This window comes from Ruegeria sp. AF1, assembly GCF_056542125.1.
This window is the reverse complement of the sequence record NZ_JBQFZG010000001.1, coordinates 500,684-527,244: the sequence shown is the minus strand read 5'-3', so window position 1 is coordinate 527,244 and position 26,561 is coordinate 500,684. Positions and strand designations below refer to the sequence as shown.

The 26,561-nt window shown below is 57.8% G+C and carries 22 protein-coding genes; 12 read left to right on the top strand and 10 right to left on the bottom strand.

All coding sequences use genetic code 11. The features are described from left to right. Nucleotides 1-26: 26 nt before the first annotated feature. Genes ACR0BK_RS02545 through ACR0BK_RS02530 form a run of 4 tightly spaced genes read left to right on the top strand, consistent with a single transcriptional unit; the run spans nt 27 to nt 5,558 of the window. Nucleotides 27-2,291 carry a sensor histidine kinase NtrY-like gene (locus ACR0BK_RS02545; protein WP_480553886.1) on the top strand — a complete coding sequence of 755 codons (2,265 nt, stop codon included), beginning with the start codon at nt 27-29 and terminating at the stop codon, nt 2,289-2,291. Then, a complete protein-coding gene (ntrX, locus tag ACR0BK_RS02540) occupies nt 2,288-3,697 on the top strand; it encodes a nitrogen assimilation response regulator NtrX (protein ID WP_480473070.1) in 1,410 nt (469 codons plus the stop codon). The genes ACR0BK_RS02545 and ntrX overlap by 4 nt, the downstream gene beginning before the upstream one ends. Before the next feature lie 54 nt (nt 3,698-3,751). Continuing rightward, nucleotides 3,752-4,333 (top strand): helix-turn-helix transcriptional regulator, encoded by a 582-nt coding sequence (locus ACR0BK_RS02535; RefSeq protein ID WP_480553683.1) that lies wholly within the window; start codon nt 3,752-3,754, stop codon nt 4,331-4,333. 43 nt (nt 4,334-4,376) lie between these two features. Next, nucleotides 4,377-5,558, top strand: a complete 1,182-nt coding sequence (locus ACR0BK_RS02530; RefSeq protein ID WP_480517235.1) for an MFS transporter — start codon at nt 4,377-4,379, stop codon at nt 5,556-5,558. A 26-nt stretch (nt 5,559-5,584) separates the two neighbouring features. Here the strand turns inward: ACR0BK_RS02530 and ACR0BK_RS02525 are convergent, their stop codons facing one another. Continuing rightward, nucleotides 5,585-6,064 carry a hypothetical protein gene (locus tag ACR0BK_RS02525; protein WP_480473064.1) on the bottom strand — a complete coding sequence of 160 codons (480 nt, stop codon included), beginning with the start codon at nt 6,062-6,064 and terminating at the stop codon, nt 5,585-5,587. Between the two features lie 96 nt (nt 6,065-6,160). Between ACR0BK_RS02525 and trkA the strand changes: the two genes are divergently transcribed. The 5 genes from trkA (at nt 6,161) to ACR0BK_RS02500 (ending at nt 11,047) form a co-directional block, all read left to right on the top strand. Next, nucleotides 6,161-7,537 (top strand): Trk system potassium transporter TrkA, encoded by a 1,377-nt coding sequence (gene trkA, locus ACR0BK_RS02520; RefSeq protein ID WP_480553681.1) that lies wholly within the window; start codon nt 6,161-6,163, stop codon nt 7,535-7,537. Beyond that, the gene (locus ACR0BK_RS02515; protein WP_480553679.1) at nt 7,537-9,075 is read left to right on the top strand and encodes a TrkH family potassium uptake protein; all 1,539 of its coding nucleotides are present in this window, start codon (nt 7,537-7,539) and stop codon (nt 9,073-9,075) included. Before trkA ends, ACR0BK_RS02515 begins: the two co-directional genes overlap by 1 nt. A 132-nt stretch (nt 9,076-9,207) precedes the next feature. After that, nucleotides 9,208-9,447 (top strand): RNA chaperone Hfq, encoded by a 240-nt coding sequence (gene hfq / locus ACR0BK_RS02510; protein WP_005982826.1) that lies wholly within the window; start codon nt 9,208-9,210, stop codon nt 9,445-9,447. Continuing rightward, nucleotides 9,447-10,718, top strand: coding sequence for a GTPase HflX (hflX, locus tag ACR0BK_RS02505; RefSeq protein ID WP_480553677.1), 1,272 nt, complete (start codon nt 9,447-9,449; stop codon nt 10,716-10,718). Before hfq ends, hflX begins: the two co-directional genes overlap by 1 nt. A gap of 20 nt (nt 10,719-10,738) precedes the next feature. Further along, a complete protein-coding gene (locus ACR0BK_RS02500; protein WP_480553675.1) occupies nt 10,739-11,047 on the top strand; it encodes a putative quinol monooxygenase in 309 nt (102 codons plus the stop codon). A gap of 1 nt (nt 11,048) precedes the next feature. Here ACR0BK_RS02500 and ACR0BK_RS02495 read toward each other — a convergent pair whose 3' ends face one another. The 4 genes from ACR0BK_RS02495 to hemB all read right to left on the bottom strand — a co-directional run bounded on the left by ACR0BK_RS02495 (nt 11,049) and on the right by hemB (nt 15,895). Beyond that, nucleotides 11,049-11,444 carry a nuclear transport factor 2 family protein gene (locus ACR0BK_RS02495; protein ID WP_480553673.1) on the bottom strand — a complete coding sequence of 132 codons (396 nt, stop codon included), beginning with the start codon at nt 11,442-11,444 and terminating at the stop codon, nt 11,049-11,051. 108 nt (nt 11,445-11,552) lie between these two features. Then, nucleotides 11,553-14,015, bottom strand: coding sequence for a penicillin acylase family protein (locus tag ACR0BK_RS02490; protein WP_480553671.1), 2,463 nt, complete (start codon nt 14,013-14,015; stop codon nt 11,553-11,555). Nucleotides 14,016-14,180: 165 nt separating this feature from the next. Further along, nucleotides 14,181-14,753: a lipid-binding SYLF domain-containing protein gene (locus ACR0BK_RS02485; protein WP_480473050.1), complete on the bottom strand. Its 573-nt coding sequence runs from the start codon at nt 14,751-14,753 to the stop codon at nt 14,181-14,183. Between the two features lie 143 nt (nt 14,754-14,896). Continuing rightward, a complete protein-coding gene (hemB, locus tag ACR0BK_RS02480; RefSeq protein WP_480553669.1) occupies nt 14,897-15,895 on the bottom strand; it encodes a porphobilinogen synthase in 999 nt (332 codons plus the stop codon). 119 nt (nt 15,896-16,014) lie between these two features. Between hemB and ACR0BK_RS02475 the strand changes: the two genes are divergently transcribed. Both ACR0BK_RS02475 and mfd read left to right on the top strand, forming a co-directional pair. Then, nucleotides 16,015-16,539 carry a component of SufBCD complex gene (locus tag ACR0BK_RS02475; protein WP_480486469.1) on the top strand — a complete coding sequence of 175 codons (525 nt, stop codon included), beginning with the start codon at nt 16,015-16,017 and terminating at the stop codon, nt 16,537-16,539. A gap of 21 nt (nt 16,540-16,560) precedes the next feature. Then, nucleotides 16,561-20,019, top strand: coding sequence for a transcription-repair coupling factor (gene mfd, locus ACR0BK_RS02470; RefSeq protein WP_480553667.1), 3,459 nt, complete (start codon nt 16,561-16,563; stop codon nt 20,017-20,019). A gap of 145 nt (nt 20,020-20,164) precedes the next feature. On the opposite strand, the gene ACR0BK_RS02465 is transcribed toward mfd, so the two are convergent. From ACR0BK_RS02465 to ACR0BK_RS02450, 4 genes are all read right to left on the bottom strand, one after another. Further along, entirely contained in the window at nt 20,165-21,823 is a 1,659-nt protein-coding gene (locus ACR0BK_RS02465) for a hypothetical protein (RefSeq protein WP_480553665.1), read from the bottom strand. A gap of 58 nt (nt 21,824-21,881) precedes the next feature. Further along, the gene (locus tag ACR0BK_RS02460; protein ID WP_480553663.1) at nt 21,882-23,090 is read right to left on the bottom strand and encodes a multidrug effflux MFS transporter; all 1,209 of its coding nucleotides are present in this window, start codon (nt 23,088-23,090) and stop codon (nt 21,882-21,884) included. Nucleotides 23,091-23,166: 76 nt separating this feature from the next. Further along, a complete protein-coding gene (locus ACR0BK_RS02455) occupies nt 23,167-23,826 on the bottom strand; it encodes a DsbA family oxidoreductase (RefSeq protein ID WP_480553661.1) in 660 nt (219 codons plus the stop codon). Then, complete coding sequence (locus ACR0BK_RS02450; RefSeq protein ID WP_480553659.1) at nt 23,823-25,340, bottom strand: class I adenylate-forming enzyme family protein; 1,518 nt, start codon at nt 25,338-25,340, stop codon at nt 23,823-23,825. Before ACR0BK_RS02450 ends, ACR0BK_RS02455 begins: the two co-directional genes overlap by 4 nt. A 65-nt stretch (nt 25,341-25,405) precedes the next feature. Between ACR0BK_RS02450 and ACR0BK_RS02445 the strand changes: the two genes are divergently transcribed. Next, nucleotides 25,406-26,029: a helix-turn-helix domain-containing protein gene (locus tag ACR0BK_RS02445; protein WP_209503779.1), complete on the top strand. Its 624-nt coding sequence runs from the start codon at nt 25,406-25,408 to the stop codon at nt 26,027-26,029. Here ACR0BK_RS02445 and ACR0BK_RS02440 read toward each other — a convergent pair. Continuing rightward, nucleotides 26,018-26,257 carry a hypothetical protein gene (locus ACR0BK_RS02440; protein WP_480473034.1) on the bottom strand — a complete coding sequence of 80 codons (240 nt, stop codon included), beginning with the start codon at nt 26,255-26,257 and terminating at the stop codon, nt 26,018-26,020. The genes ACR0BK_RS02445 and ACR0BK_RS02440 overlap by 12 nt on opposite strands. Nucleotides 26,258-26,561 lie beyond the last annotated feature (304 nt).

The window sequence follows — 26,561 nt, the reverse complement described above, 5'->3', positions numbered from 1 at the left end:
CGGTGGCAACCCGAGCACAGAGCGGGATGATCCTATCGATTGGTCGATGGCGTAAATCACGGAAACTGCGCAATTTCGGCACCTTTGGGCTGGTCCTCTTGGGGCCAGTTCTGGCGCTTGCCACATATCTTGTCATTGGTCCCTTTGATCTTGGTGCGACCGCGCCGACATTGCGGCTGATTCTGCTAGCCGATCTAGTCTATGTTCTGGTCGTTGCGGCTTTGGTGCTCAGTCAGTTGGGTAGCCTGATTGCGGCCAGGCGGGCCAAGTCGGCGGGCTCGCGCCTACATTTGCGCCTCATCGGGGCGTTTACGCTGCTCGCGCTGGTTCCGACCGTTACGGTCGCCATTTTTGCCGGCCTTACCGTGAATATCGGTCTGGAAGGCTGGTTTTCGGATCGCGTACGGCAGGTTGTCGGGTCCTCCCTGACGGCGGCAGAGGCTTATGAGCAGGAACATCGCAGTGGTCTGACGCAGGACGCAACCGTTCTGGCGCGGTTCCTGAACAACGCACGTTCGGTGGACTTTTACATCTCTGATGCCGAACTCCGCGAGGTTCTGGCGCAGGGGCAGGCCCGGATTCAGCGCGGGTTGCGCGAGGCCTATGTCATCGACGGCACGGGCGAAATCCGGTCGCGCGGGGATCGGTCCTATCTGTTCAACTATGAGGCGCCAACAGCCGAGCAAATGACGGAAGCGGCAGAAAAGGGGCTGCTGATCATTGCTGACTGGCCAAACAGTGAATTCCGCGCGCTGGTCCCGCTTACCGCCTATCTGGACCGTTACCTGTATGTCAGCCGCGAAGTGGACGGGCAGTTGTTGACGCTGCTGGATGACACCAAGGAAACGGCGCAGTTCTATCAGCAGCTGGAAAGTGAACGGGGCAGGGTGTTGTTCGAATTCGGCCTGCTCTATCTCGGCTTTGCGCTGATCCTGATCCTGGCTGCGATGTCACTGGGGATGTGGTTTGCCGAACGGCTGTCGCGCCCGGTCGGACGATTGACCACGGCAGCACAGCGGGTCGGTGCTGGAGACTTGAGCGTTCAGGTCATCGAAGAGGCCAGCGACGACGAGATCGCGATGTTGGGCCGATATTTCAACCAGATGACCCGACAACTAAAAGGACAGCGGGACACGCTGCTGGAAAACACCCAGCAAATCGAAAGAAGGCGTCGCCTGTTTGATTCCGTGCTCAGTTCGGTCACATCCGGTGTTGTCGGCGTGGACCCGGATGGATGCGTTACCTTCGTCAACCGTTCGGCCGAGCGCTTGCTGGACTGGTCACGAGGCGAAGAACACCTGGCTATCGGCATTGCAGTTCCCGAGTTTCTGCCCTTGTTTGAAAGCCTCAAGGACAGCGGGCAGGAGGCTGTTCAGGGTGAGGTTAAGGTCACACGCAAGGGGCGGCTGGAAAACCTGCTGGTTCGCATGGCCATCCGTCGCGGAGAGGATGGCGGGCTGGAAGGCTATGTGGTTGCCTTTGACGATGTAACCGATCTGGTCAGCGCACAGCGAATGGCGGCGTGGGGGGACGTGGCCCGCCGCATTGCACATGAAATCAAGAACCCATTGACGCCGATCCAGCTCAGCGCAGAGCGCATCAAGCGCAAGTTCGCCCGCAAACTGGATGAGGAAGACAGCGGCAGCCTTGAGTCGATGACCGGCGTCATCGTGCGGCAGACTAACGACCTGCGGCGTATCGTGGATGAGTTTTCCAAGTTCGCACGGATGCCCGAACCCGTTCGACGAGAGGAAGACTTGGTTGAACTGGTGCGCGAAGCCGTTCTTTTGCAGCAGGCGGGACAGCCGGACGTACAGATTGACGCCGATCTGCCGCAGCAGCCGATCATGGCGGATGTAGATGCGACCATGCTCAACCAGGCATTGACCAACCTGATTAAGAACGCTGGGGAAGCTATTGTTACCTTGCAAGAAAAGGGCGCCCCGAGCAACCTGGTGCCACAGATCAAGGTGGCGGTATTAAGCGACAGTGCGGGTACGGTCATTACCATTGCAGACAATGGAATCGGTCTGCCGGAGGACCGGGCGCGTTTGTTTGAACCTTATGTTACGACACGCGACGAAGGGACCGGGCTGGGCCTTCCGATCGTCAAGAAAATTATAGAAGAGCATGGCGGCGCGCTGACCCTTGAGGACGCGCCCGTATTTGACGGGCAGGACCATTTTGGCGCAATGGCTGTGATCCGTTTGCCTGGGGCAGGTATGTCCCCAACCGTTGCGCCGCAGAAGCAGGCAATTAGAACCAACAAACTGAAAGCAGGCCAAAGATGAGCGACATTCTGATCGTAGATGACGAGCGCGATATTCGCGAGCTGGTGTCCGACATTCTGGAGGACGAAGGCTATTCAACCCGGCTGGCAGCCAACTCGGACGAGTGCATGGCGTCGATCAATTCCGAACCGCCGGGGCTGTTGATCCTAGATATCTGGCTGAAGGACAGCCGTATGGACGGGATTGATATCCTCAAGTCGGTAAAACGCGATAACCCGGATGTGCCGGTGGTGATTATTTCGGGCCACGGCAACATCGAAATCGCTGTTGCTGCTATCAAACAGGGTGCTTACGACTTTATCGAGAAGCCCTTTAACATTGACCAGTTGATGGTGGTGATCCGCCGCGCGATGGAGACGTCTCGTCTACGGCGCGAGAACGCGTCGCTGAAGCGGAAAGAGGTCAACAACTCCGACATGATCGGCAAATCCGCGTCGTTCCGGGCGATGCAGGGGCAGTTGGACAAGGTTACCAAGTCAAACGGTCGCGTCATGCTGCGCGGGCCTGCGGGTTCTGGAAAGGAAATTGCCGCGCGCTATATCCATGCCCACTCCAACCGCGCAAACGCTCCCTTCGTGACCGTCAACTGTGCCGGGATTGAGCCTGAGCGTGTGGAAGAAGTTCTGTTTGGCCGGGAATCGGCCGAACGTGGTGTGGAATCCGGATTGCTGGAAGAAGCCCACGGCGGCGTGGTCTATTTTGATGAAGTGTCCGACATGCCTTTGGGTACACAGTCCAAAATCCTGCGTGTGCTGGTGGATCAGCAATTCCAGCGCGTGGGTGGCTCGGACAAAGTGCGCGTGGATCTTCGGGTGATCTCATCGACCAACAAAGATCTTGATGATGAAATCGCGGCCGAGCGGTTCCGGGAAGAGCTGTATCACCGTCTGAATGTGGTTCCGATCACCGTTCCATCACTCGAGGACCGGCGCGAGGATATTCCGGTTCTGGCCCAGCATTTCATCGAAATGTGCAACGAAACCCAAGGGTTGCCTATGCGGGAGCTGTCGGACGAGGCGGTCGCTTTGCTTCAGACAATGACGTGGCCGGGTAACGTGCGCCAGCTGAAAAACTTGATCGAACGTGTTTTGATTCTGGGTGACGGCACCGGCCCAATTGAGGCGCGCGAGCTGCCAAGCGAAGAAGACAAGGCCGAAGAGTCGGGCCGCGTTGTCTTGTCGGGGGCGCTGGCCACTTTGCCGCTGCGCGAGGCCCGCGAAGCGTTCGAGCGTGAGTATCTGCTGACCCAGATCAACCGCTTTGGCGGCAATATCAGCCGCACCGCCAGCTTTGTCGGGATGGAACGCAGTGCGCTGCATCGCAAGCTAAAGTCGCTGGGTGTTGTGACCTCAAACAAATCCGGTGCGCGGGTCGCGCAAATCGACGAGCCCGAACCAGCAGAATGAGTCTGGGGTCATAGTTCACGGGCAGATGGATGTGTGGAAGGGATGGCGAGAACGGTGAACTCTGATCGGTCTGGCCGGTTCGTCGAAGGCTACCCGGCTTTTGGCAGGCGGTTAAAGCGACTTCGACGGTCGATCGGATTGAAACAATCCGCGCTGGCAGAGGTTCTGGAGGTCGATCAGACCACGGTTTCCAGATGGGAAAACGGGATTCAGATTCCGACAACTGATCTGCAACACTCGGTGTTTGCTGCGCTGGCTCCTTTCAGGGCGGATGACAACGCGTTAAGACGGCTTGTCGTGAACTCGGCCGACTGCATCCATCTGGTTGAGGAGGCCAGCCATATGTGCCTGGCCTATTCCCGCCGGCGGGCGCGGGACTGGAAAACCACCCAACGGGCACTGCTTGGCGTGTCCCTCTGGCAATTTGCAACGGAAGAGATCCGGCAGGCTGAGGCCGAGCTACAGGACGAGGGGTGGTGGGATTTGCAAGCGCCCAACCCCAAGTCGTTTGTAACTTCCGAAGCGCGGCACGACCGTATCCGGATCAGCGCCGGACAGATCACCTGGGAACGGTTGTACCTGTCGGATGGAACGCCGGTTAGGCTGGTCAGTGGGGCACGGTCGGGACGCGCATAATTTATGCGTATTCCTGTGCGGTCGGGTGCAGTAGAACCGGGCTATGCCCCATCCATTACGCATCTTGTTACAGGTTTTGTTGCTTTGGCTTGCCGGGCTAGGTGCGGCGACCCAATTCGCCAAGATAGCGGTTCCTTTTGTTCAGGTCGCGGCCCTCTATCCTGCGCACGCGGATAAGATTGGCTGGCTTTTGTCAGTCATCAGCCTGATTGGCGCAATTCTTGGTGCATTGTCCGGCGCGATAGCGGGGCGGGTGGGGCCTGTCCGGTTGCTGATGTTTGGCTTGATCCTTGGCGGGGCGGTGTCCCTGTTTCAGGCCAGTATCCCCGGTTTAGGCCTGATGCTGGTCAGTCGCGTTGTCGAAGGGGTCTCTCATCTGGCCATCGTTGTCGCCGCGCCGACTCTGATTGCGCAAATCACGATTGGAAAATGGCGCAACGCGGCAATGGTTTTGTGGAGCAGTTTCTTTGGTGTCGCCTTTGCCCTGAACGCATGGCTTGGGCTTCCATTGATCGCTCAGGTCGGGCTGCCGGTTTATTTTGCTACCCATGGCGTTCTGATGTTTCTGATCGCCGTCCTGATCGTATCTTTCCGTCCCAACAGTGCATCGGCTTTGGTGAACAATCCTTTTTGGAGCGTTCGAACACTGATTGACATACACGTACAGACCTATCGCTCTGCATTTGTGTCGGCTCCGGCGCTCGGATGGTTCTTTTACACGCTGACCTTTGTCTCGCTGCTGGCCATTCTTCCGGGAAGATTGCCGGAAGATGTCAGTGCGATGATCGCAGGTTTGATGCCGTTGGCCGGGATCGTGATTTCCTGGCTTACCGTCCCAGTGTTGCTGAACGTTTGTTCTGGCGTATTCGTTGTTACCCTTGGTTTCGGGCTGTCTATCCTGACGATAGGCGCCCTGTTTCTTGGTGCCCCGTTGCCCGTTGTCTGCGTTGCGCTTTTTGCGGTGCTGGGGCTTGTTCAGGGCGGCAGCTTTGCAGCGGTACCGCAGTTGAACTCGACACCCGAAAACCAGGCGCTTAGCTATGGTGCGATGGCGCAGATGGGGAATGCGGGTAACCTTTTGGGCACACCTGTTTTGCTTGCAATTCTGTGGCGGACCAGTGAAGCAGGCATGTTGATTGCCGTGGTCGGGTTCTATGCTGTTGCCATGGCGCTGCATCTGTGGCTAGCCGCGCGGCGCAAACGCGCTTCGACCGAGCTGGATTGATCAAACATGCGGAACAGTGGTTTTTCTTATCCGGATTGCCCCGGTGTGATGATCTGAAACGACCCGTCATCGAATTTCACAAAGCATGAGGCACTGTTGAGGGGCGGCAATGTCGTTGTTCGCGCCAGTGGCACCCGTGATTTCACGTTTTGCTTGCAGGGCGGTAAGCTGACCGGACGAAATCCCTTCTCGGCCATGCATTGCGCCTCGACCGTGTTTCGCAGTCCCTGGTTGACATCGACGGTATAAACCCTGCCGGGTTGCCACCAGCCTGGGGATTGATAGCAACGACCCATGCCATCACAATACGTACGCCCAGGCCAATAAGTCGGCGGGCTTTGACGGATCTGATTGGCAACCGGCACCTCTTTTACCGCCCTAAGCTGGCACTGGGTGGTCTCTTTTTGCAGACGTGACACGGTTTCACCCTCACGATAGTAAAGCGAGAGTGGCCCACACGAGGACAGCACCATCAGGGGCACGAGCATAGGAAACAGCGTTTTCATATGCTTATCTTGCCGCAGCTGATCAGCGATGACAATTCAATTGACCGCTTTGGGGGCATCTGTCATTCAATCCTTTCAGGCAGAAGGGCCAGAAACATGAAGGTCATTATTTGCGGCGCGGGTCAGGTCGGCTGGCAGATTGCGCGGCACCTTTCGGGCGAATTGAACGATGTCACCGTTGTCGACAACAATCCCGATCTGGTACGGCGGGCGACCGAAACACTGGATGTGCAGGGGATCGCCGGGTTTGCAAGTTACCCCGATGTGCTTGAAAGGGCAGGCGCGCGCGATGCGGACATGATCATCGCTGCGACCCATTCGGACGAGGTGAACATGGTCACTTGCCAAATGGCGCATTCGGTCTTTTCGATCCAGCGCAAGATCGCGCGACTGCGGTCGAAATCCTATCTTGAAGCGATCCATTCGGACCTTTACCGGCGCGATCATCTGCCGATTGATGTGGTGATCAGCCCCGAACGCGAAGTGGCCGCAGCCGCGATGCGCCGCCTGTCGGCCCCGTCCGCCTTTGACACCGAGATTTTCATGGACGGCAAGGCGCAGCTTTTGGGAATTCGCGTTGATGAGGAGTGCCCGATCGTGAACACGCCCTTGCGGCAACTGACCGATTTGTTCTCGACGCTCAGTTCGATCGTAGTGGGGGTGCGTCGCGATGGAACGCTGTTTGCACCAGAATCCGAGGATCAGCTGTTTGTCGGCGACGAATGCTACGTCTTTACCAATGTAAAAGACGTGGATCGCACCATGGAGGTGTTTGGCAAGACCCAAAAGCGTCAGGATCGCGTGGTGATCGTGGGCGGCGGCAATGTCGGGCTTGAAGTGGCGCGAACTCTGGAAGAACAAAAAAGCCGCGTGCGCGCCAAAATCGTCGAGCGGGATCGCCGATGCGCCGAGATCGCCGCCGAGGCGCTGGAACGAACGATTGTGCTGCACGGTGATGGTCTGGATGCCAGTTTGTTGAGCGAGGCCGGTATCGACAGGGCAGATGCAATGCTGGCGGTTACGGATGATGACCGCACCAACATGCTGGCCGCTGTGCGGGCCAAGGCCGAGGGTTGCACGTTGGCGATTGCTTTGATCAATGATCCCAGCATGGTGGCGTTGATGGGACCTTTGGGGATCGACGCGTATATCAATCCGCGGGCAACCACCGTCAGTTCTATCCTGCGCCACATCCGTCATGGCCGGGTGCGACAGGTCTACTCGATCGGAGATGCTGAGGCCGAAGTGATCGAGGCCGAGGTTCTGTCAACCTCTCCCATGGCGGGGCAAAAGCTGCGCGATATCGATTTTCCCGAGGGCGTACTGGTTGGGGCCGTGCGCAAAGGGGATGAGGTGATGCGACCGACGGGCAGCCTCAGGATCGATGAAAAGGATGTCGTCGCGATTTTTGCCATGGCCAAGGACGTGCCTGAGGTCGAACGCCTGATGCAGGTTTCAATCGATTTCTTCTGATGGCGCATGCGGGGATACAACAGATCGGGCTATTGCGGCGGTTGCCGCTGTTTCTTCTGATCTGGGCTATTGCGTCACTGGCAATGTGGGTTCCGGCAGTTTACGCGCTGGCGCTGGATGATCACGACACATCCCGATCGTTTCTGTATTCCGGTATCATAGGGTTGTTTCTGGTCGCCAGTATCGCATTGGCCTCGTCCAATCGCGTGCCACGGCGTGGGACTTTGGGACAATTGGCGGTGATGCTCGCATGTTTCACCATTCTTCCCGTCTTTCTTGCAATTCCATTTCACGACGCGCTGGGAACGACCACATTCCTGAACGCTTACTTTGACATGGTAAGTGCCCTTACGACCACAGGGGCGGATCTGTTTCCGGATCCAGACCGCCTGACGGCCCCGCTGCACCTGTGGCGTGCCTTGGTTGGATGGATGGGCGGTTTGCTGATGTGGATTGCCGCCGCGGCAATCCTTGCGCCTTTGTCGCTAGGTGGGTTCGAGGTCACGGCACGCGGTCAGCCGGGTCGCCCGGTATCGGGTGTTGCGCAAAGCGAACGCGTTGATCCACGTGGCCGGCTGCTCCGTGTGGCAAAGGGACTGACCCCGGTCTATGCCGGGCTGACGGCAGTGATCTGGATCCTTCTTCTGATCGCTGGCGAAAATGGTCTGACGGCCGTTTGCCACGCAATGTCGGTCATGGCGACGTCGGGAATTTCTCCGGTGGGTGGTATGGAAGGCGCGCAAGCGGGATTCACGGGCGAGGCGATCCTGTTTCTGTTCCTGTTCTTCGCCCTTTCGCGCCTGACATTTTCGACCGACACGGCAACATCCGGTTATTCCCGACTGGATACGGACCCGGAGTTTCGCATTGGCCTGATGATTGTGCTGGCCGTTGCTGCGTTACTGTTCTTTCGCGTTATTGCAGGCGTTACGGAAATCGGCGGGCAAATCGAACCTTTGCAGGCATTGCAGGTCATCTGGGGTATGCTGTTCACTGTTCTGGCCTTTCTGACAACCGCCGGGTTTGAAAGCGCAAACTGGGATGATGCGCAGCAATTGTCTGGTCTGGGAACGCCCGGATTGTTGCTGATGGGGCTGGCGCTGATCGGTGGCGGGGTCGCCACTACGGCTGGCGGTGTCAAACTGCTGCGCGTTTTTGCCCTGTACCTGAATGGTGCGCGCGAGATCGACCGGTTGATCTATCCCTCGTCAGTCAGCGGGGTTGGAGGCGGTAACCGACGCATTCAAAGGGACGGCGCGTTTATCGCCTGGATTTTTCTAATGCTCTTTGCGCTGACATTGGCAGTGTTCAACCTTTTGCTGGCCGCTATGGGGGCCGGGTTCGAACAGGCCATGGTGCTCAGCGTCGCAACGCTCAGCACGACGGGTCCGCTGATTGAACTGGCCACTGATGTTCCGATCCGGTTGATAGACCTGTCCGCAGGGGCCAAGCTGACGCTGTGCGCGGCGATGGTCATTGGCCGGCTCGAGACACTTGCGATCATCGCCCTGATCACTCCTTCGCTGTGGCGGGATTGAAGCGGTTGGGTCCGGCCGTTTTTTCTGCTTAATTTTTCGTCTGGAATATCTTTACGCGGCGCTCCATACTGAACCGGAGGGAGCGTGTTGGTCCGCAACGCGTGGCAAGAACAATGGCGAGATTATATAAATATGGCTTCGGACAGACAGAATCTTCAGGATGCCTTCCTGAACAATGTACGGAAAGCTAAGGTTCCGGTTACAATTTTCCTGATCAATGGCGTGAAATTGCAGGGTGTGATCACCTGGTTCGACAATTTCTGTGTATTGTTGCGCCGCGACGGACAGTCGCAGCTGGTGTACAAGCACGCGATTTCAACCATCATGCCATCACAGCCGATCAACCTGTATGAGGGCGAAGACGCCTCTTGATGGAACATGACCGGACGCGCACCCGGGCCTGGGTGCTGCATCCCGAAATCAAATCAGATGAACAGCGCCGCGTTCCCGAACCGGCGCTGGCCGAGGCGGTTGCGCTGGCCGCCGCTTTGCCCGATCTGGACGTGATCGGGTCTGAAATCGTTCGCCTGCAACGCGCCCAGCCCGGCTATTTGTTTGGCAGTGGCAAGATCGAGGAACTGGGCGAGCGGCTTCGTGAAAACGAGGTTGAACTGGTTCTGATCGATGGGCCGGTGACCCCGGTTCAGCAGCGCAATCTGGAAAAGGCATGGAAGGTCAAGATCCTCGACCGGACCGGGCTAATCCTTGAGATTTTCAGCGACCGTGCGCGTACCCGCGAAGGGGTGTTGCAGGTCGAAATGGCTGCGCTCAGCTATCAGCGGACGCGGCTGGTGCGGGCCTGGACCCACCTTGAACGTCAGCGTGGCGGCTTGGGATTTGTCGGCGGACCTGGCGAGACCCAGATCGAAGCCGACCGTCGCGCCATTGACGAACAACTTGTGCGTCTGCGTCGCCAGTTGCAGAAAGTAGTCAAGACCCGCACGTTGCACCGTGCTGCGCGGGCCAAGGTGCCATATCCGATCGTTGCATTGGTTGGATATACCAATGCCGGGAAATCTACTCTGTTCAATCGGCTGACCGGGGCCGAAGTGTTGGCCAAGGACATGCTGTTTGCCACGCTGGATCCAACTATGCGCCGCGTGCAACTGCCCGATGGCCCGGAAGTGATCCTGTCGGATACGGTGGGTTTTATCTCGAACCTGCCGACCGAGCTTGTGGCGTCTTTTCGGGCCACGCTTGAAGAAGTATTGGGCGCTGATCTGATTGTTCACGTGCGTGATATCAGCCATGAGGAAACCGAAGCGCAGGCGCAGGATGTCGAAGCAATCCTGACCTCGCTTGGTGTCGACGAAGAACGCCCCCGGCTTGAGGTTTGGAACAAGACTGACTTACTGAGTGCCGAAGAAAAAGACGCTGCATTGGCAAGGGCGGATCGCGATCCGGCCATATTTGCCATCTCGGCAGTTACCGGCGAAGGCGTGACCCCTTTGCTTTCCGAGATTGCAGCAATCCTGCAAGGGGCCCGGCACGAGGATGTTCTGAACCTGAGCTTCGCTGAAGGTAACAAGCGGGCGTGGTTGTTCCGGCAGGATGTTGTACAATCCGAAGAGCAGACCGAAAAAGGGTTCTGTATTACTGTCCTTTGGACGGATAAACAGGCTGCTCAATTCGAAACACTATAGAAACGGCGAAGTGGCGGAACTTGTCTGACACATTGGATCAAAGAGTATTTCTGACCGGATTTATTGATGTCCCAGCGGATCGCCTTGAATATGTGCGCGCCGCTCTGCCCACGCATATCGCCCTCACAAAGGCGGAAGAGGGTTGCCTGTCGTTCGATGTTGTCGAGGATCAGATCACACCCGGACGGTTCACTGTATCAGAGGTTTTTGTGAATCAGCAGGCTTTTGATGCGCATCAGCAGCGGACGAAGGCATCCGAGTGGTTTCTGATTACACAGGGAATACCGCGGATTTATGCGATTGAAACCGCGGGTAAAAAGACGACCTAAGTCATGTGCCGTAAAGTTGCCGCTGTATATCATCGGTGTCGAACCAGCCGACTGACGATTGTACAAGATGGTCAGGTGCAAGTTCCCATTCATCCCATCCGCGCGCGATAACATAGTTGCCGGTCTGGGCATGATGCCCTTCACGTGTCCAGACAAACAGGGCGTGAGAGCCAGCCCATCGCATCATGTCGCACCGCACTTCCAGGTCCGGAAAATCGGCATAGACCTCTCGGGCCATTTCGGCAATCGCGGCACGCCCTTCGACAGGCTCACCCCGGTTGGTTGTTATCCGACCGTCCTGCGTGAAAAAACTGGCAACGGCATCGGCGTCACCTGAACTCCAGGCGATCGCGTAATCTCGGGCAAGGTTGTTCAGAGTATCCCGAATGCTGGCCATAGTTTCCCCCTGGTCCGAAACAGTTCGCCCGGTGATGGTAGGCGAAACTGCCGCGTGGCGTCCACGGTCCGGACAAAAAGGGGCGGGGACTCGCCGAAACCCCGTTGCTTAGCGTGGGATCAGATTGGTCACTCCGACAGCAGCGGCGCGGGCAAGGTCAAGGTCCAGCGACATGGGAATATATTCGCCACGCCGCCACAGCTGCGCCTGATCGTCGTAATAACGCGACAGGAAATGGCCCGATTGGCCGGTAGCCGTGATAAAGACCGAGCTGTTGGGATCGGCAAAGTCATACACACCGCGATACCCGGCTCCGTGCACGTTCTGAAACGGGTCGAGCCCTTCGCCCGACGTGCGCCCGCGCAGCAAGGTGTTGTCGCCGCCACTGGTCGATTGTCGAATGTTCACAAAATACCGAAGTATTGGCACGTTTCCCAGAACGGGGTGATCGTGGGTTGCCTGATGCGCATCACCCCAGCGTAGGGATTCAAGTGTGCTACCATAGCGTTCGGTGATCCAGATCAGCGCATCATCCAATGCAAGTCGAGCCATTTCGGTACAGGTTTCAATCGGCGCGCTTTGTCGTACATCGCACCAGACACCGGCGCCATCAATGTCACGATAGACCCGCTCGATGAACAAAGGCTCGACATGTTTGAATTCGCTGGCCAGCGGCCCCAGCTCGTCCGAGATCAGGCGGATCTGAAGGGCCCGCACCCAGGCTGCGTAGATCAGCGGTTCGGGCAGATGCTCGTTCATCTCGCCATTCCAGTCCGCCAGCAGCGACAGCGCAATCTGGCGCTGGCGCTCGGGCGTCCCTTCGGGGGCCGAGGCACCGGTATACCAAAGGTCAGCACCGATCAGTGGCAGTAGAGAGCGCGCGGTGAAACTGACGGTATCCAGTTGCGCTTCGATGAAACTGTCGCGGGTATGCACCTCACGCGATTGCATCAGGCGTTCCCAGCGATGCACGCGCTGAGTGTCTCCCCATTCGTAGGACACATGATCCGGGAACGGGCGGTTGATGATCTTGTTATTCGTGTTGCCTAGAACGCCGCCAGCAGGGGCCACAAATTCCGGGTTTTTGGTGTAGGGTAGGCGACCTTGCCAGCGGTTTGCTTCAATCCAGCCGGGTGTCGGAATGCGTCCGCGGCTCTGGTTTTGCAGATCACGCCGGGGCATGGCGCCAATCAGTTTCATCCCTATCGTCGTTTTGTCGACCAGTGACAGGTTCTGCGAAGGCGCAATGAATTGCCGCGCCACGGTTATGGCGTCCTGCACGTTGTCCGCGTTCATCAGGGCCATGGACGCCGACATCGAAGTGTCTTGCGGGCTGAGCGCAGTCCAGGACAAAGACGCAACATGGCCTGGCGGTGTGATAGTTTCCAGCTTGTAATCCGTACCGGGCAAAACCGGCCCGTTTTCAGTCCAGCGCAACGTCAGTGTAACCGGAGCTTCCCCTTTGATTTCAATTATCGAAGGACGGGTCTTGAATTCCTGATAACCGTCCGGGGTCAGGTATTCTTCGGGGTTGTCCGGGTTCAGCTGCTCAATGTGAATGTCCTGATCGTCAAGATAAGATGACGTCACCCCCCAACCCAACCGGTCACTACGGCCGGTCATGATTGCGGGAATACCAGGGATCGAGGCCCCAATGACGCTTCCCTTTGCCAGACCAAGATGTGCCAGATACCACACACCGGGGGCTGTGAAGCCCAGATGTGGGTCGTTGGCCAGCAACGTCCCACCGCTTGCCGAGCGCGAAGGCGCAGCAGTCCACGCGTTTGATGCGCCCGCCAACCCGCGTTTGGGAATGGGTGACAGAGGTGTTTCGGGAAAACTCGTACCAGCGGCATAGCGTGGAAGGTTGGGAAACAGCGAAGCATATTCAGGCAGCGCGGCGATGCCGGGGCCGGGAACATCGGGCAGAATATCTGCCAGTCTGTCCGGATTGCTCAGCATCAAAGACGTCCGCGCCCGCAGAACCTCGTCGGTCAGGTGACCGGACAATTGCAGCGCCATGAGCTTGATCACGGCAATACTGTCGCCCGGTTGCCAAGGCGAGACGGGGGCATTGAACAGGAACATCTCTGGCGCGCCGCGCCCCAATGCCTCGTCGTTGATCTCGGCTAGGCGTGCGTTGACCCCGGCAGCATAAGCACGAAGGGCAGCCTTGGTATAATCGTCCTGTACCTCGACCGAGCGATGGGCAAGGCCGTACAGATCCAGCCGGCGCAACAGCTTGTCAACGCGCAGGGTGCGCGGGCCAAAGATCTCGGACAAGCGGCCCTGCGCGGTGCGGCGCATGACTGTCATCTGCCACAACCGATCCTGCGCGTGGGCATATCCAAGACCGAAAAACACATCCGGGTCATTTTGGGCCAGAATGTGCGGCACATTGGCGGTGTCGCGCACGATCTCAACCGGAGCGGTCAACCCGTTGACTTCAAGCGTCTGGTCATAATCCGGCAGGGATTGACTGGCCAGAAAATAGACGAGGCCCATTGCGGCGAGGATCAGCATGATCAGACCCGACACGATGCGCACCAGCCAGCGGAAAACAAGACCCATTACTGCCCCAAATTCTAGTACATGAAGGTTGCGCGGAGATTAGTGGATGGCGGGTCCAACCGAAAGAGGAACGCGGCGAGAACCTGCGCGGAAAGGATGAAAACAAACACCCCACCGCAGCATTCCGCTGTGATGGGGTTTGTCAGAAGAAGTGGGAAGCCCGAATTATGGGATAATTCGGGTATATTTCGTGCCTTCCACGGTCGCACCGATCTGAAGCCCAGCCTGTCCGAAGATGGCAGCCAGAACGGGCGATCGCAATGTCGTTGTGTCTGTCGACACGGAATCGCCCTGATCGCTGACCACATAGCCAATATCTGCTCCGGCTGTCCAACCACTGGAACGACGGAAATCGTTCAGGGCGTCTTCGGTCATGAAAAACAGGACATGCGCATATTGCTGCGCGCCGATCTGTAGCCCGGCCGTGCCCTTGACCGCCGAGTAGAAGTCAACTGTTGCACCGCTGATGCGCAGCGCGCCGCGGCCGTAACCGCCACCGAACACGAAACCGGCTTCGGTAATCAGCGGCATGACCAGCATGCCGTTGGCCTTGTTCGCAATTTCAACCGTGTTGGGATAGCGGCTGTACATCTCGGTCAGCGTGGCGTCGACACGGGCATCGATTGTTGCTGCGTTGGAATTGCCGACGCCGTTGCCACAGGCGGCGGTCAAGCTCAGACCTGCCATGCCCAAGGCAAAGCCGCGACGATTCAGTCGGGGGGAATTGGAACTGCTCATGGTTTTTTATCTCTGTAACTGTGCCTGAAATGCCGGGTGATCCCGGTCTTGGCGGCAAGGATACGCCGATCAGGGCGATGTGTCACGGGAAAGCTGCCCGATCGGGAAATCTTATCGGCGAAATATCGCGAAACTTGCGGGCTTTATCCCTGCAGGATGCGCGCAACCTGAGGAGAGAAATAGGTCAGAATTCCATCGCATCCGGCGCGTTTGAAGGCCAGAAGGCTTTCCAGCATCACCTTCTCGCCATCGATCCAGCCGTTCTGGGCTGCGGCCTGAACCATCGCGTATTCGCCCGATACCTGATAGGCATATGTCGGCGCACCGAAACTGTCTTTCACGCGGCGGCAGATATCCAGATAAGGCATGCCCGGCTTGATCATCACCATATCGGCGCCTTCAGTCAGATCGCGTTCGATCAGGCGCAGGGCCTCGTCCGAGTTCGCGGGGTCCATCTGGTAGGTCTTTTTGTCGCCCGTCAGGGCCCCCGATGCACCGACCGCGTCGCGGAAGGGTCCGTAGAACGCACTGGCATATTTGGCAGCATAGCTGAGGATCATCACGTTGTGATGGCCCGCACGTTCCAGCGCGCGACGCATTTCCCCGATCCGGCCGTCCATCATGTCCGACGGGCCGATGATATCCGCACCGGCGTCTGCCTGTGCCAGCGTCATCTTTACCAGCGCCTCGACGGTCTGGTCGTTCACGATTTCTCCATCAACGACATATCCGTCGTGGCCGTTGATGTTATACGGGTCAAGCGCCACATCCGTCATTACGGCGACGTCTGGGGCCGCCGCCTTGATTGCCCGGATGGCCCGGTTTGACAGGTTGTCGGGGTTCCATGCCTCAGCGCAGTCTTCGGTTTTCAGCGCTGGGTCGGTGTAGGGAAAGATGCAAATTGCAGGAATCCCAAGGGCCTGGGCCTCGACCGCCGCTTTGGCAATCAGGTCAACCGATCTGCGAACCACACCAGGCATCGAGGGCACGGGCTCTTCAATACCTTCGCCATCGCGCACGAAAACCGGCCAGATCAGGTCATCCGTTGTCAGAGTGTTCTCACGCACCAGCGCACGAATTGCCTGTGATTGACGGGCTCGGCGAAAGCGGGTCATGGGAAATGGGGCAATGGTCGGTTTCATGGCGCGTTCTCCTTGAACATTCGTGCATTGGGTGGCATGAATTCACAAAGGTCTCAAGGGTATCAATGGACGCGCGCCTAGATGGAACCCCCCTGAGTAGTGCGAATAAAGGGTTGGGTTTGGACTGGTACTCTTCGATCTTTGAACTCATCGACATGCGCAGCTTTTCGAATCTGTGGTTCTGGATCGTACTGGCGGTACTCTGGTCGTCTGCCAGCCACTGGGTGATGGGCATCCCATATGATCTGGTTGTTCGTGCCCGCCGGATCGGAGGTCAGGTCGAAACCGATCTGCTCGACATCGTTCGCATCCATACAAATCGGATTCTGCTGATCGTCGACATGTCTGGCACCATCCTTTTGGCGTTTGGGTGTTTTCTGTTCACCGGGATGGCCACGCTTGGGTTTTATTATGATGTCGAGTTCGCGCAGGCCCTGTTTTTGCTTTTGTTCCCAATGACCTTGGTGCTTTTAGTGAATATCGTGCATGCAAGGCGTCTCCGGCGGCAGGAATTGACACTCGAAACTGTCTCGAAAACGATTTCCCGCTGCCGTCTGTATACCCAGATCATCGGCATGATCTCGATACTGGTCACTTCGTTCTGGGGCATGTATCAGAACCTTTCGATTGGCGTTCTGGGATAGAAGATTCTGAAAGGCGAGGCGATGAAGGCTCCGAACCACGTGACAGTTGGCGGCGCCCCCGAAGGGTTTGACGCGCAGCTGGTGCTGAACGAGATCGCCCGCAGCAGGGGGCCGGTGGCCCATGTCGCACGCGATGACAAGCGGATGGAAGCGATGCGCGCTGCACTGGCGTTCTTTGCGCCTCAGATGCCTGTCTTTGTGTTTCCGGGTTGGGATTGCCTACCTTATGACCGGGTCTCGCCTAATGCGGATATCTCGGCGGCGCGCGTCGCTACTCTGGCGGCGCTGGTCCACCAGATGCCCCAACAGTATGTATTACTGACCACGCTGAACGCCGCGACCCAACGCGTCCCGGCACGGGAGGTTTTGCGAGAGGCGGCGTTTACTGCCCGAGTTGGCCATCGCATAGATGAAACCGCTCTGCGAAACTTTCTGGTGCGTATGGGGTTCACACAAAGTCCAACGGTGATGGAACCCGGCGATTACGCCATCCGTGGCGGCATCATCGACATCTTCCCTCCGGGAGAGGCGGGCCCGGTTCGGCTGGACCTGTTCGGTGACGTCCTGGACGGCGCGCGCCGCTTTGATCCGGCGTCCCAGCGAACAACCGAAAAGCTGGACATCGTTGAACTTGCACCGGTGTCCGAAGTCATCCTGGACGAGGCCGCCATAACCCGGTTCCGTCAGAACTATCGCATCGAGTTTGGTGCCGCCGGTACGGATGACCCTTTGTATGAGGCCGTAAGCGCAGGCCGCAAACATCAGGGGATCGAACACTGGCTGCCGTTCTTCCACGAAAAACTGGAGACACTGTTCGACTACTTGCCGGATGCGGTGATCACTGTCGATGATCAGGTGACGCCCGCGCGTCTGGCGCGTTGGGATACGATTGCCGATCAGTACGAGACCCGACGACTGGCGCTGGAAAACCGATCTCGCATGGACACGGTCTATAAACCCACACCTCCGGGGTTGTTGTATCTTGACGATACCGCCTGGGAGGCGGCTGTCGCGGATCGTCGGGTTTTGCAGTTCAGCCCGCTGCAGCAAGCCTCTGGCCCCGGTGTCATCGACGCGGGTGGGCGCATCGGGCGCAACTTTGCGCCGGAACGCCAGCAGGAAAGCATCAGCCTGTTCGGCGCTTTGGCCAGTCACATCACTGCAAAGCTCGACAAAGGACCGGTGCTGATCGCCTCATATTCCGATGGCGCGCGGGAACGCCTGACCGGCCTGATCGAAGACGAAGGGCTGGCCGAGGCGATACATGTGGCTAACGGCACCCGCATTGGAAAACGCGGCTTGCACCTTGCCGTCTGGGCGTTGGAGCACGGGTTCGAAACTCCTGATCTAACGGTGATCGCTGAACAGGATGTGCTGGGCGACCGGCTGATCCGTCAGCCCAAAAAGCGCCGCAAGGCCGAAAACTTTCTGACCGAAACCCAGTCGCTCAGCCCCGGTGATCTGGTTGTTCACGTGGATCACGGTATAGGTCGTTACATGGGAATGGAGGTCGTCACCGCAGCCGGTGCCGCCCATGAATGCCTGTTGCTGGAATATGCCGAGCAGGCAAAGCTGTACCTGCCGGTCGAAAACATAGAATTGCTGTCGAAATACGGCCATGACGAAGGTCTGCTGGACCGTTTGGGTGGCGGTGCATGGCAGGCAAAGAAGGCCAAGCTGAAAGAGCGCATCCGCGAGATGGCGGATAAGCTGATCCGCATCGCCGCTGAACGTGCATTACGTAAAGCCCCGGTCATGGATCCACCGCCCCACGCGTGGGAGGAATTCAGCGCGCGATTCCCATATCAGGAAACCGAAGACCAGTTGCGGGCGATCTCGGATGTGATGGAGGACATCCATTCCGGCGCGCCGATGGATCGTCTGATCTGCGGTGATGTCGGATTTGGAAAGACCGAGGTTGCCATGCGTGCCGCATTTGTCGCCGCCATGTCGGGCGTTCAGGTTGCGGTTGTGGCACCCACGACCCTGCTGGCCCGCCAGCATGCCGCGAGTTTCAGGGAACGCTTTCGGGGGTTCCCGCTGGAGGTCCGGCAATTGTCACGCTTTGTTTCGGCGAAAGAAGCCCAGCAAACCCGTGACGGTCTGGCCCGCGGGACAGTGGACATCGTGATCGGAACGCACGCGCTTTTGGCCAAGAACATACGGTTCAACAATTTGGGGCTTCTGATCATCGACGAGGAACAGCATTTTGGCGTGGGTCATAAGGAACGGCTGAAACAGCTGCGCTCAGACATTCACGTGCTGACCCTGACCGCGACACCGATCCCGCGAACGCTGCAACTGTCGTTGACCGGCGTGCGCGATTTGTCGATTATCGGCACGCCTCCAATCGACCGACTGGCGATCCGTACCTATGTCAGCGAGTTCGATGCCGTTACAATCCGAGAAGCGCTGCTGCGTGAACACTATCGTGGGGGGCAGAGTTTCTATGTTGTACCGCGCATCTCGGACCTGCCTGAGATCGAAGAATTTCTGAAAAATCAACTGCCTGAGCTCACTTACGTGGTTGCCCATGGCCAGATGGCAGCGGGTGAGCTCGATGATCGGATGAACGCGTTTTATGACGGGAAATTCGACGTGCTGCTGGCCACAACCATTGTCGAAAGCGGGCTGGACATCCCGACCGCAAACACGATGGTCGTGCACCGTGCGGACATGTTTGGCCTTGCCCAGCTCTATCAGATCCGGGGTCGCGTTGGGCGCTCGAAAACCCGTGCCTATGCTTACCTGACCACCAAACCGCGCCAAAAACTGACCGCTGCCGCCGAAAAACGCCTGCGTGTTCTGGGCTCGCTGGACACGTTGGGGGCCGGGTTCACTCTGGCCTCGCAGGATCTTGACATTCGTGGTGCGGGCAACCTGTTGGGTGAAGAACAATCCGGCCAGATGCGCGATGTGGGCTATGAGCTTTACCAATCCATGCTGGAAGAGGCGATTGCCAAGATCAAAGCCGGCGAGATGGAGGGGTTGTCGGATGCGGACGATCAATGGGCTCCGCAGATCAATCTGGGTGTGCCGGTTCTGATCCCTGAGAACTATGTACCAGATCTGGATGTGCGCTTGGGGCTCTATCGCCGCCTGTCGTCACTGTCGACAAAGGTCGAACTGGAGGGCTTTGCTGCGGAATTGATCGATCGTTTTGGCAAATTGCCGAAAGAGGTGAATACCTTGATGCTGGTTGTGCGGATCAAGGCCATGTGTAAACGCGCCGGGATCGCAAAGCTCGACGGTGGGCCGAAAGGTGCGACCATCCAGTTCCACAATGACAAATTCGCCTCGCCGCAGGGACTGGTTGAGTTCATTCAAAATCAACGTGGTATGGCCAAGGTCAAAGACAACAAGATCGTCGTGCGCCGGGACTGGAAAAAAGACAGTGACAAGATCAAAGGGGCTTTTGCAATTGCCCGGGATCTCGCTGAAAAAGTGGTCGCGGCGCAAAAAAAGGTCAAAGCAGGTTGAGATGTGAGAGGGGGCTCTGCCCCCGCTGCGCGTTCCGCGCATCTCCCCCGGGATATTTATGGCCAGATGAAGAAGCGGATCCCTGCTTCATCTGGCTAAAAATATCCCCGCCGGAGGCATCGTGCGTCAGCACGATCAGGACACTTTAGCTACGCATTGCCGCCTGCGCGCAGAAGCAGGACGCAGCCACCATGCGGTCGGCACGGGCCAATGCCAGGTCAAGCCGTTGTTTGATCTGCAGGACTTCGACCTGTTCGCTGCGTGCCTTGAGGCAATCGTAAAGGCCCTTCAAACTCCAGACGTTGTCAGGATGTATCGAGGCGCGACTTAACGTACCGCCCAAGCCCAGATCTTCACGATAGGCGTCTTCAGCTTCGGCCAGCCGTCCTTGTTCGTAAAGAAGCGCCCCAAGCGCGTGGCGGGTGGGCTGCATCCATCCCCAGGGTTCGTCATAGGGCAAGGTATCGTCCAGCTCGACCGAGCGGCGCAGATGGGCAAACGCGATTTCAAAGTTGCCCTTGCGGTACTCGATCTCACCGCGCAGCATTTCCCGCGCAATTTTCAGCAGGTCAATCACACGGTTGTTGTGCAGCCTACGTGTTTCCGGAACGCATTCTTTGGCGGCAAGAAACAGATTTTCTTCCGCCTCGGCATTGGCGATATCACCGGTTGCTGCATGAGCGATGGCGCGCGCGTAGTGTGTCGTGGCCGTCAGGGTGCGGAACAGGTCTGGGTCTGAGGGCAGTTCCAGTGCCTTAGCCTCGTCCCAGCGGCCAAACCGGATCAAGATGTGAGGGCCCATGGACATGTAGCTTTCGAAGTAATCGGCCATCGGGGGGCTTTCGATGCGCAGCAATTCTTCGGGTGTTGTATCCCACAATCCCTGATTGGCACGTAGGCCCGGTTCCATCTGTCCAAGAAAAAGCGCACCGTAGATGGCAAAGTGATAATTGTGCTGGCGATAGCCTGTGTAAATGTTGAACGCGCCTTCGCGTTCGTAATATTTCAGGTCGGCTTCCGAGGCTTTTTCGTTCCAGTGCACAACGTTGTGGTAATGTCCGCAGAGCACATCGATATGTGTCGGCATATGTACCAAGTGGCCTGCATCTGGAACCAATGTGCGAAGGACATCCCCTGCTTTCAGGGCTTTTTCTGGTGTTGGAGACATCTCCATCAGATGAACATAGAGGTGCAGCAGGCCCGGGTGTGACATCGCAGCCGGATCGTTCGCCATGGCCCATTCAAGCGCATCTTGCGCTTCCTTCGTTGCCGCGCCCTGGGCGGGTTGGCCCGTTTTCAGATCCCACATCTTCCATGGCGTCAGGTTCAGCAGCGCTTCGACATAGATGGTACGCAAGTCGAGGTGGTCCGGGTGCGCCGCAAATGCCGCGCGCATCGCTTCGGCAAAACCGTGGTCCCATTGGTGCATGTCCTGAACCGGATCACGTTGCGGGTAACGCGCAAGCAGGGCCTGAATCAGGGCCTGTTCGACGGCAGTGCACCCTGCGAGCAGACCAAGGGCTTTTTGCATCGCGTCGTAAGCCTGTGCCAGCGCTTCTTCCTGACCCTTCTCATCCAGCAGGTCCCACGGGAGGTTGTAATTGGGACCGGCTGCATAGGCGACACCCCAATGGGCCATTGCGCAATTCGGATCATGCTCGGCCGCGCGTTGAAAACAGGCTACCGCCTCTTCGTGATTGTAGCCGTATGTCCAGTTCAGCCCGCGGTCGAACCACAGCTGAGCTTCGGGGCTGGAAGTGGAAACCGGGCAGGAATAGCTGCCCAGATCGTAGTAATCGTTCATCACAGTTCCTCCCCCTAAGTTCGGGGTAGGATAGCGTGTTTCACCCGAGATTCACAGGTCAGGCTGGCAGCCGTTCTTCGATGCGACCCATGTGGATCATCAGGCCAAACGACAGCACGCACATACTCAGAATGCCAATTGTCAACGGCGCGATGGATCCGTTGAACAGAAGCCCGATCGGCGCGGCGATTGCCGCGGCCAGTACGGTTGAGATCGACCCGACAACCGACGCGGCCATGCCCGCAATGTGACCCATGGGTTCCATGGCAATGGCGTTCAGGTTGCCGATGGTTACACCGGCCATGAAAAAGACTGTTGTTTGCCAAAATACAAACAAGGCAAATGACATATCGGGCGAAAGGTTCGCCATGTTCAGGATGATGACGACAGACGTGATGGCTATCTGCGCGCCGAAGGCGAATGTGACCATCCGGCGCATCCCGACGCGCACCACCAAAGCTGCGTTCAAAAGGCTGGCCGAACCTGACATCAGGGCGACAAATCCGAACCAGAAGGGAAAGCTGTCGGCCCGATCATGGATCACATCATAGACCGGTTGCACCATAGTCAGCATGGTGAACAAGGTCCCCATGCACAAGGTCTGCACGAAGATAGACAAGCGCACGGTGGGATGGGCAAACATTTCGTTCACGGCCGCAATCATCAGGGGCAGGCGAAAGGGGCGGCGGTTCTCGACGGCCAGGGACTCGGGCAGTCGTGTACTCACCCAAAAAAGGACGACCAGCGCGAACAGGATAAAGGACATGAATATCCCGCGCCAGCCGAAGAGGGCGATAACACCAGCGCCCAGCATCGGGGCCGCTGCTGGTACCAAAGTGAAGATCATCATAGCGATTGAGATGATGCGCGCCATTTCCCGGCCTGAATACAGGTCACGGATGATGGCCATTGCCACCACACGTGGTCCAGCAGCGCCCAGCCCCTGTACAACGCGCGCAATCAGCACCAGTTCCAGCGAAGAACTGGCCCAGGCAACAGCCGAAGCCGCAATGTACAATAGTGCGCCGCAAAAGATCACCGGCTTGCGTCCCAGCGCATCCGATAGCGGGCCGGTAAAGAATGTACCGATACCCATTCCCAGAACGAAGGACGTCAGAATCAGTTGGGCGCGATTGACATCATCGGGGCTGAGCTGCGCGCCGATTTCGGGCAGGGCAGGCAGCATTGAATCGATCGAAAACGCGATAGTGGCGAACATCATTGCGATCAGCGCAATGAATTCCGCCTTCGACATGCGGTTGGCCATGAAGCACTCCTAACCTGTTCGCGCTATCATGGTGAGTCAGGTTAGGCCAGACTGGAAATTCGCACAGACCTCTGTGCTATTCTGCGGGGGAAGCCTCAAGTTGAGACATGATTTCGGCGATCACTTTCTCCCACATTTCAGGTGGTTGAGCACCCGGAACGGCATGTTGATTGGCAACAATATAGGTCGGGACCGAACTGACGCCCATTTCGCGAGAATGAGTATCACGGTTGCGAATATCCTCGCGGTCGGCGTCGGATTTCAACAGCTTCATGACCACCGCAGCGTCCATTCCGGCACTGTCTGCAATGTCGGACAGGACTTCGGGGTCGCCGATGTCTCGGGCCTGAACAAAATAGGCATCGAACAGCGCATCCACAATGGCATTCTGTTTGTCTTCGATCCCCGCCCAATGGATCAGGCGATGTGCATCCAGTGTATTAGGTGTGCGTTTCATGCCTTCAAAGTCTATCTTCAGACCGGCGCTTTCAGCATGTTCAACCACCGGCGCATAAGCACGCACGGCACCATCTTTGCCGCCAAATTTACGCTCCAGATACTCGCGCCGGTCCATTCCATTTTCCGGCATATCAGGGTTCAGCTGAAAGGGGTGCCATTCGATGACAAAAGGGTGGTCCGGCACATTGGCCAGTGCTTTGTCGAGATGCGTTTTGCCGATATAGCACCACGGACAGATCGGATCGGACAGGATGTCGAGCTTGACGGTCTGGGTCATGTGGTTGATGCCTCGAAATAGGCCGGCAACGCCCGGCGCAGGAGTTTGCCATTGCCGCCGGTTGGTAGCGCAGACAGGTGGATGAAGGCGCGTGGTTGTTTATAACGTGCCAGGTTTGCCTCGACATAGGCGCGCAAGGCCGCATCGTCCAGCTTTTCCGGGCCGGTATAGAAGGCTGCTATCACAAATGTGTCCGGTTTGACCTCGACCGTAGCTGCACCGACCTGCGTGATACCGGGAAAACGGGACAGGGCGGCTTCGACCTCGACCGGGGACACGCGGTAGCCACCGGCATTCATCATGTCGTCGTCCCTGCCCAGATAACTGACCTGGCCGTCCACTGCCATTGCCCCCTGATCTCCGGTCAGGAACCATTCGCCCTGCATCCGGGATTCAACTTCATCGGGTGCGTTGAGGTAGGTCAGCATCAATCCGGGATCAGACCGATGAATGGCGATGGTACCTTCTTGCCCCTGCGGCACCGGGCCGTCCGGGCCCAGAATGGCCACGCGACGACCCGGTTGCGGGTGCCCCAATGCGTCGCCGCGCGCGGGGTGGGCCGGGCTTGAGGATATGAAAGTCGAGCATTCGGACATGCCGTAGGCTTCGAACAGTTCCGTACCGGTGGCGCTTAGCCATTTCTCGTGCAGAGCGCGCGAAAGCTTTTCCCCAGCGCATAAACCGTGGCGCAGGTCAGGTAAGCTGATTTGCTCATACTCTTGCACCAATTTGCGAAAGACCCCTGGTGCCGCCGCAAAGATGGTTGCACGATGCTGGTGGAGCAGAGCAGGCAGGGCGGTGATGTCCGTGCCCGGTTCCGGGATCAAGGCGGTTGCGCCGATGGTCCACGGGTCCATCAGTCCGGTGCCAAGTGTATAGGTCCAGTTGAACGCTCCGGCGTGACACAGTCGATCGGACGCGCGCAGACCATACCAGCCATCGACCATCATCTGCCGCGCCCAGATTGCCCGATGCGCGTGGGCCACGGCACGCGGACTGCCCGACGTTCCCGAGGTGTAGACGACATATGCCATACGCTCGGGGTCGCCCAGTTCAAAGCTGGCAGGGGGCAAATGGTGCATAGCCTTCAGTTCATCCAACTCGATCTGTCTGGGATGAGGCGCGCATGAGACAGCGGGATCACGAAGAACCGCGGCTGGGGACAGATCGTCGATCATTCTGGCGGTTTCGGGTTCCGTCAGTTGCGACGATGTGGGCACCGGAATGATACCCACTGAAATCGCGCCCAGATAGGCAATCGGGAAATCCACCGTATTGCCGAGCCGCATCAGAACGATTTCGCCGGGTGTCAGACCTGCTTGCAGCAATCCTGCGCCAGTGCCCAGTACAGCGGATTGCAGGTCGCGATAGGTACAGTCCAGCGCGCCGTGGGGCATTAATACCGACAAAGCCACTTTGTCAGGGACCTGATCCGCGCGGCCAAGGACGTGCGCCGCCAGATTGAAGGGTGCAGGGCAGGGCGCGGGCGCCCCCTGATCGAAGACAGATAACATGGCCATTGGCTAACGCGGTGTCTGGCGCGTTGCAAGCGCGGCTGGCCAAGCCTATAGAGAATGGCATGAGCACCCAAGATCCCAAATCCCTGATCCGAATTGCCCGCGATTCCGGCGATCACACCGAAGTTGAACCGCTGGACCTTGGCGCGCGCGTGCGCGAATTGCGAAAAGCGCGGAAATGGACGCTGGAGCAGGCCGCCAGTCAGGCCGGTTTGGCCCGTTCGACCCTCAGCAAGATTGAGAACGGGCAGATGTCACCTACCTATGACGCGCTCAAAAAGCTTGCGGTTGGGTTGGAAATCTCGGTTCCTCAGCTTTTCACACCGCCACAGCGGGATCAGGTCATCGGACGGATGGCGATTACCCGGATGGGCGAAGGGGCGGCTCACGCGACAACGACCTACGAGCATGAGTTGCTGGCCGAAACCCTGACCAAGAAGCACATGCTGCCCTACCGCGCGCGGGTTCGGGCGCGGTCCATGGATGAATTCGACGGCTGGGTGCGCCACGATGGCGAAGAGTTCATGTATGTTCTGACCGGTGTTGTCCGGCTCTATACCGAGTTTTATGAGCCGGTCGAAATGCGCAGGGGTGACAGCGCCTATTACGATGGCAGCATGGGCCATAACGTAATCTCCGTCAGTGACGAAGACGCGACAATCCTTTGGGTCACATCACTTGCTTAGCGACGCGCGGCAGAATTCTCTGTTCAGGCCTTCGGTGAACAGGAAGTCTTCGACCTCTTCATGAGCTTCGTTCATGGTTAACTGGTGACGCTCGGCCAGATAGGCTTCGAACCCTTTACGATCTTGTGATACGCGCATCATGTCTTGGTCACGCAAATTCGGAAAACGCCGCTTTGCACGTGCGTAGGCCGCATTCCAGTCTTGTGTCAAATCCGTCCAGTTCATCATGTATGAGCTTTCCTTATGTAGCGATTAGGACTGCTCTCCCCTCCTTAGGGTACGTAATGGGTGCCGTAAGGGAAGACATGACAAAATGTCGCAGCATGTCACTGCATTCCTTTTACAAGATTGTGCCTCTGCAATAGCTGCCGCAACAGGGCGGCGGGCTTGAAATTATTCAAAGTACCTACGGATCAGGAGACCTGTTTGTTGCGGCACCGGGAAATCCCGGCGAGCAGATTGTAAAGGCGATCTCGATCTTTGGGCTACGTCTAAATATTTCGATTCAATGTAGCTTTTAGTGTTGGCCAAA